A 6,053-nucleotide genomic window follows, 5' to 3' on the forward strand; every position below is an offset into this window, starting at 1 on the left:
TCATGAACGTGTGATTCACCTATAACATTAATTCATTGACGATGAAATACTTAATTGTTGGATTAGGTAATATAGGTCCCGAATACCACGAGACCCGCCACAATATAGGATTCATGGTAGTCGATGCCTTGGCAAAGGCAGCAGGCGCCACCTTCACCGACAGACGTTATGGTTTCACCACTACCCTCTCAGTAAAAGGCCGGCAGCTATTACTGCTAAAACCATCTACCTATATGAACCTCAGCGGTAACGCTGTACGCTATTGGATGCAAAAAGAAAACATTCCGTTGGAGAATGTATTGATAGTAGTAGACGACCTCGCCCTGCCTTTCGGCACTTTACGCCTGAAGGGCAAAGGAAGTGATGCCGGACATAATGGCTTAAAACATATAGCCGCAACTTTGGGAACACAAAATTATGCCCGCCTGCGTTTCGGCATAGGCAATGAATTTCCCCGTGGCGGTCAGATTGACTTTGTATTGGGGCACTTCACCGACGAGGACTGGAAAACGATGGACGAGCGGCTGAAAACCGCCGGAGAAATAGTCAAAAGTTTCTGCCTGGCAGGAATTGACATAACCATGAATCAGTTTAATAAAAAGTAATATGAGCGAAGCCAGAATTGACAAATGGATGTGGGCTGTACGTATTTTCAAGACACGCACCATTGCAGCCGAAGCTTGCAAGAAAGGACGTGTCAGCATCAACGGGGCATTGGCCAAAGCCGCCCGCATGATAAAGCCGGGAGATGTGATTCAAGTGCGCAAGCCGCCCGTCACTTACTCTTTCAAGGTGTTGCAACCCATCGAAAAACGTGTCGGTGCTAAACTGGTATCCGAGATGATGGAAAATGTCACTACTCCCGACCAATACGAATTGCTGGAGATGAGCCGCGTCAGCGGTTTCGTAAACCGCGCCAAAGGAACCGGACGTCCCACCAAAAAGGACCGCCGCAGCCTGGAAGAGTTTGTCACTCCGGAATTTATGGACGACTTTGATTTCGAATTTGACTTTGAAGAAAAATAAAAAAGGTGATTATGAGCGAAAAGAAGATACAATGGGGATTCATCGGTTGCGGAGAAGTAACCAAATATAAGAGTGGACCCGCTTTCCAGAAAATAGAAGGTTCCGAAGTTGTGGCAGTCATGAGCCGCAATGGTGAGAAAGCCAAGGCATACGCCAAAGAAAGAGGAATACCCAAATGGTATGACGATGCCCAGGAGCTGATTGATGATCCGGAAGTAAACGCTGTATATATCGCCACTCCTCCCTCTTCTCATGCCACTTATGCCATTATGTCCATGAAAGCCGGAAAACCGGTTTACATTGAAAAGCCGATGGCTGTCACGTATGAAGAGTGTTGCCGCATCAACCGCATTTCCAAAGAGACAGGGGTGCCCTGTTTTGTCGCTTACTACCGCCGCTATCTCCCCTACTTTCAAAAAGTAAAATCATTGGTAGATGACGGCGCCATCGGCAACGTTATCAATATCCAGATACGTTTTGCCCAACCTCCACGGGATTTGGATTACAACAAAGGCAATCTGCCCTGGCGGGTACAGCCGGATATAGCCGGAGGAGGATATTTCTATGACTTGGCCCCCCATCAGATTGATTTGTTGCAAGAAATATTCGGCTGCATACTCGAAGCCAGTGGCTACAAGAGCAATCGCGGAGGGTTGTATCCCGCAGAAGACACTCTCAGTGCCTGTTTCCAGTTTGACAACGGCTTGGTGGGCAGCGGTTCCTGGTGTTTTGTAGCCCATGAATCCGCCCGTGAAGACCGTATTGAGATTATCGGAGACAAAGGAATGATTTGCTTTTCAGTCTTCACCTACGATCCTATTGCCCTCCATACAGAAAAAGGTCGGGAAGAAATCCCCGTCGAGAACCCCGTATATGTACAACAGCCTCTCATCCAGGCTGTAGTGGACCATCTCCTCGGGAAGTCCGTTTGCTCTTGTGACGGCGAAAGCGCTACACTGACAAACTGGGTGATGGATAAGATACTCGGAAAACTGTGATAAATAAAGAGGCTCAAAATAGGGCAAATCCTATCTTGAGCCCCTCGTTTCCAATCAAAGTTCTTTCTTTACCGCCTCAATCAACTCCTGATATTCAGCATCCGTCAGATAAACCTTACCCGGATTCATCTGGAAAGTACCGCCATAATCGGGACCGTCCACGTATTTGGGAGCGAGATGGAAATGCAGGTGAGAGAGTTTATCAGAATAAGCACCGTAATTAATTTTCTCCGGATTAAACGCTTTCTGCATGGCACGGGTCACGCGGGCAACATCGTCCATAAAAGCATTACGGTCCTCGTAGCTCAATTCATTCAGATCGTTGACATGGTCTTTATAGGCAACCAGACAACGTCCTCTATAGGTTTGCTCCTTGAACAGGAAAACGCGTGAAACACTCAGCCGGGCAATCTCAATCATAAGATTGTGCAACGTTTCATTATTCTGGCAGTACAGACATTCTTTAGAATCACTTTTCATGATATTCTTTTATTTATAGTTTTTATTTCGTGTCAAAAATACGGGTTTACCGGCTATTTCATGTCGATATTTTCGCACTTTTGCCCTACTAATTGGTAAACATCATCATTTTCGCCGACAATCCAGACTACATCCCCTTCTACGAAAGGTTCATGCGGGTCGGGAGCATGCAACGCCTCCTCTCCCCTTTCCACTCCGGCAATCAGGCAATGGTATTTCTCGCGAATACCCGCTTCTTTCAAAGTCTTGTTCAAGAAAGGAGAATCTCCATCCACACGGAATTGGCGTAAAATCATCTCGCTTTTTTCTATTACATCAGAGTCTATCGCAGACACCTTATTCATCTCCCGCCCAAACACATTCAATTCTTCATCCGTTGCGATGACCTGTATTTTATCTTGTGGAAACAAACGGACGGCAGCTCCGGGAATATTTATCCGTTTCTTGCCACGGAGTATGGAAACCACATGCACCCCGTATCTTTTGCCGAAATTCAATTCCGCCAACGTCCGGCCTGCCCAATCGGACTCACCGGGTATCTCGAAATCCGTCAAGTGCAAATCACGCGAAAGCAGGCGCCCCGCATACTCCGGCTTCTTCTCTCCCAGATACTCTGCACGCATATCACGATAACGCAGATTCTGAAAGAACTTCCTTTCAATCAGAATAGATTGCTTTTTCAGCTGACGGGAAAGTATCATCACAATAACCGACAATACAGCCACTCCAAACACCAGTCCCACAGAAACCTTAAACAAACCGGCTATCACAAACATGACGAATGAAACCGCCAGAAGGACGCGCAATACAATAGTAGCGACCAACGGGGCACGATTGCCACGGCTGTCATTCCATAGCGTAACAAACTCTACCGAATGGTTCTTTTTAATCATGATGGCACGCAGGAAGGGGGCAATAAACAATATGATTACCAAGGCGGCCAACAAGGAGCCCCAAGTTCCGGGTAAACTGTCATGAAAGAACGGTACCAAAAAACGGAATGCCAAAGCAATCACCGCCACACAGATGATGGAATAGACCACCGTAATGCGTACCAAGGCAAATATCAGTTTCTTCCACAGGCTTTCATGATTCATCGTCTGCGACCCGGAAGCATACCGGGTAAGAAATTTCCTCCATTTGTCCGGCAGATGTGTATCTACAAAGTTTGAAGCCGGCTCCGCCACACGAATCATGTAAGGAGTCAGAAAAGTGGTTATCACAGACACGGCCACCACAATGGGATATAGGAAATGACTGGTTACATGCAATGAGACACCCAAAGAAGCAATGATAAATGCAAACTCACCAATCTGCGTCAAGCTGAACCCGCACTGCATCGCCGTCTTAAGAGGCTGCCCGGCCAGCAGCACCCCCAAAGTGCCGAAAAGAGACTGGCCGATAATAACCGCCAAAGTAATTACTACAATCGGTCCGGCATATTCCATAATCATGGCAGGATCAACCATCATACCCACCGACACGAAGAAAATGGCCCCGAACAAGTCCTTCACAGGCTTCACCAATCTCTCGATACTCTCCGCTTCCACCGTCTCGGCAAGAATAGACCCCATGATAAAGGCTCCGAAAGCTGCCGAGAAACCGGTATGGGCAGCCATAACCACCATACCGAAACACAATCCCAAGGAAACAATCAGCAGGGTTTCCTCACTCATCAGCTTACGACAACGTTTCAACAATTCCGGAATGAGGTAGATCCCCACTACGAACCACAGGATAAGAAAGAAAAGTAATTTCGCAATGCTTCCCAACATCTCGGCACCTTCAAAATTATTGCTGACCGCCATAGTAGATAACATCACCATCAATACGATGGCAAGGATATCTTCCAGAATCAACACGCTAAGCACCAATCCCGTAAATTGCTTCTTGCGCATTCCCAAATCATCAAAGGCTTTATAGATAATGGTGGTTGACGACATGGCAATCATACCGCCCAAAAAGATGCAGTCCATCCGCTTCCACCCGAATCCGGTACCAACCGCCACTCCAAGCAGTATCATGCAAAAGATAATGGTGCATGCTGCGATAATGGCCGCCCCACCCACCTTCACTATCTTCTTAAAACTGAATTCAAGCCCTAATGCGAACAACAAGAAAATGACGCCAATATCCGCCCATGTCTGTATGTTCGCCGTATCCATCACCGAAGGGGTGTATGCCATGTGGGGACTCGCCAAAAAACCTGCGACTACATACCCCAATACCAACGGTTGTTTCAGCTTCTTAAAAACCAGGGTCATAATCCCTGCGCATATCAATATCAATGCTAAATCAGCTATCAAGGGAGCTAAATGTGACATAATATTTGCCGTTTATCATTTTCACTGACAAAGATATAGAAAACGCATCAGATTTTAGCGAAATTGTCATAGAGTTTTCTTTTAATTCTTCATTTTCCATGGTTATAAAAGACAAGCAGGGATACCCGCCAACGGATATCCCTACCATCCAAACTCTTCATCCGAGAAAAGAGGGGTGCATCTCCTTTCCCATTCATGCACCCGTTCTTTTGACAGATACCCTCGTCAAGGCGATGCATGCCGAGGGCATTCCTTATTAGAATTTAAAGCCAATCTTTATTGTCGGAGCAGACAAAAAGCTGAAATTATGGCTGTCTGCATCCAGATTGCTCAAACCCTCCTGAGGCTTATACGCAGTCATGTTGTACGTATAAGAAAAAGGATCGATCTGGGCGCCTACGTACATGGCGGGCAGTACGAAGTAATCGATACCCATAGTGACAGACCCGCGAAGATTCCAGCTCTCGCCAACAGATTTACCCATCGACTCGTACTCGTCATACTTCATCTGGTTCTGGGCATAAGCCATGCCTACACGCAAACCCGTGTACCACATCAGGTTAGGAACATTCTTCATCTTAAAATAACGATCGACGCCTGCAAAGACATTGTAAGAGAATGACTGAGCATCGGCTACTGCACGGTAACCGGGAACCTCGCCCATGTTATCCTCCGCAGAAGCATTTTCGTCCATCGTGCCGGGAACTGCCGAATAACCGGGGTTATTCGTGAAGTTCAAACCGCCACCCAAGTTAAGTTTCCACAAGTCGTTGAAGAACCAGCCCGCCTCGAAACCAACCATCAGCTTCTTGTCTGACCAGTTGGTGGAGAGCGCCGCCGCTTCATAGTTCGCCATCGTGCCCGGAAGGGCGCTGACGCTTGCGTAGCTATTGTATCCTACAGTCGCAGCAAGGGTGAAGTCACCTTTCTTGGGGGTGAAATCCTTTTTGCCACCGTGCTGCGCATTTGCTGTAAGACACACCATGGGCATAACGGCTAACAGTAAAAGTCTTGTTATTTTCATGCTACTTTTTGTTTTAATGCCGTTAATATTAGGGGTTATTTCTGTGCTGCGATATATGCTTCCACACGCTTCTTGGCAAGTTCTACAATTTCTGTCTGAATTTCAATCTTACCTTCCAACTCTTTAATTTCAGCTTCTGTATCAGCTATCAATTTTTCATATTCATCAGCATTATTGCCTGCTACACTATAATTATCTTTC

The 6,053-nt window shown here is 46.6% G+C and carries 7 protein-coding genes; 4 read left to right on the top strand and 3 right to left on the bottom strand.

Going from position 1 to position 6,053, the window contains the following annotated elements; genetic code table 11:
• The first annotated feature begins 41 nt into the window (after window positions 1–41).
• The 3 genes from pth to HMPREF9446_RS04995 are packed head-to-tail and all read left to right on the top strand — an operon-like array spanning window position 42 to window position 2,024.
• Entirely contained in the window at window positions 42–605 is a 564-nt protein-coding gene (pth, locus tag HMPREF9446_RS04985; protein ID WP_009124341.1) for an aminoacyl-tRNA hydrolase, read from the top strand.
• Between the two features lies 1 nt (window position 606).
• Complete coding sequence (locus HMPREF9446_RS04990; protein WP_009124342.1) at window positions 607–1,026, top strand: RNA-binding S4 domain-containing protein; 420 nt, start codon at window positions 607–609, stop codon at window positions 1,024–1,026.
• A gap of 11 nt (window positions 1,027–1,037) precedes the next feature.
• The gene (locus HMPREF9446_RS04995; RefSeq protein WP_009124343.1) at window positions 1,038–2,024 is read left to right on the top strand and encodes a Gfo/Idh/MocA family protein; all 987 of its coding nucleotides are present in this window, start codon (window positions 1,038–1,040) and stop codon (window positions 2,022–2,024) included.
• 54 nt (window positions 2,025–2,078) lie between these two features.
• Here the strand turns inward: HMPREF9446_RS04995 and HMPREF9446_RS05000 are convergent, their stop codons facing one another.
• Together HMPREF9446_RS05000 and HMPREF9446_RS05005 are read right to left on the bottom strand one after the other, a co-directional pair.
• Window positions 2,079–2,504, bottom strand: coding sequence for an HIT family protein (locus tag HMPREF9446_RS05000; RefSeq protein WP_009124344.1), 426 nt, complete (start codon window positions 2,502–2,504; stop codon window positions 2,079–2,081).
• A 53-nt stretch (window positions 2,505–2,557) separates the two neighbouring features.
• Window positions 2,558–4,828 (bottom strand): cation:proton antiporter, encoded by a 2,271-nt coding sequence (locus HMPREF9446_RS05005; RefSeq protein WP_009124345.1) that lies wholly within the window; start codon window positions 4,826–4,828, stop codon window positions 2,558–2,560.
• Window positions 4,829–4,926: 98 nt separating this feature from the next.
• Between HMPREF9446_RS05005 and HMPREF9446_RS18630 the strand changes: the two genes are divergently transcribed.
• Window positions 4,927–5,088 carry a hypothetical protein gene (locus tag HMPREF9446_RS18630; RefSeq protein ID WP_157243317.1) on the top strand — a complete coding sequence of 54 codons (162 nt, stop codon included), beginning with the start codon at window positions 4,927–4,929 and terminating at the stop codon, window positions 5,086–5,088.
• Here the strand turns inward: HMPREF9446_RS18630 and HMPREF9446_RS05015 are convergent.
• Complete coding sequence (locus HMPREF9446_RS05015) at window positions 5,085–5,852, bottom strand: BT1926 family outer membrane beta-barrel protein (protein ID WP_009124347.1); 768 nt, start codon at window positions 5,850–5,852, stop codon at window positions 5,085–5,087. The genes HMPREF9446_RS18630 and HMPREF9446_RS05015 overlap by 4 nt on opposite strands.
• Window positions 5,853–6,053 lie beyond the last annotated feature (201 nt).

Origin of the sequence: Bacteroides fluxus YIT 12057 (assembly GCF_000195635.1) — a bacterium.
GTDB lineage: Bacteria > Bacteroidota > Bacteroidia > Bacteroidales > Bacteroidaceae > Bacteroides > Bacteroides fluxus.

Bases quoted from the DNA above. Each gene is read 5' to 3' on its own strand.
- pth (WP_009124341.1), top strand. From the start codon at position 42: ATGAAATACTTAATTGTTGGATTAGGTAATATAGGTCCCGAATACCAC.
- HMPREF9446_RS04990 (WP_009124342.1), top strand. From the start codon at position 607: ATGAGCGAAGCCAGAATTGACAAATGGATGTGGGCTGTACGTATTTTC.
- HMPREF9446_RS04995 (WP_009124343.1), top strand. From the start codon at position 1,038: ATGAGCGAAAAGAAGATACAATGGGGATTCATCGGTTGCGGAGAAGTA.
- HMPREF9446_RS05000 (WP_009124344.1), bottom strand. From the start codon at position 2,504: ATGAAAAGTGATTCTAAAGAATGTCTGTACTGCCAGAATAATGAAACG.
- HMPREF9446_RS05005 (WP_009124345.1), bottom strand. From the start codon at position 4,828: ATGTCACATTTAGCTCCCTTGATAGCTGATTTAGCATTGATATTGATA.
- HMPREF9446_RS18630 (WP_157243317.1), top strand. From the start codon at position 4,927: ATGGTTATAAAAGACAAGCAGGGATACCCGCCAACGGATATCCCTACC.
- HMPREF9446_RS05015 (WP_009124347.1), bottom strand. From the start codon at position 5,852: ATGAAAATAACAAGACTTTTACTGTTAGCCGTTATGCCCATGGTGTGT.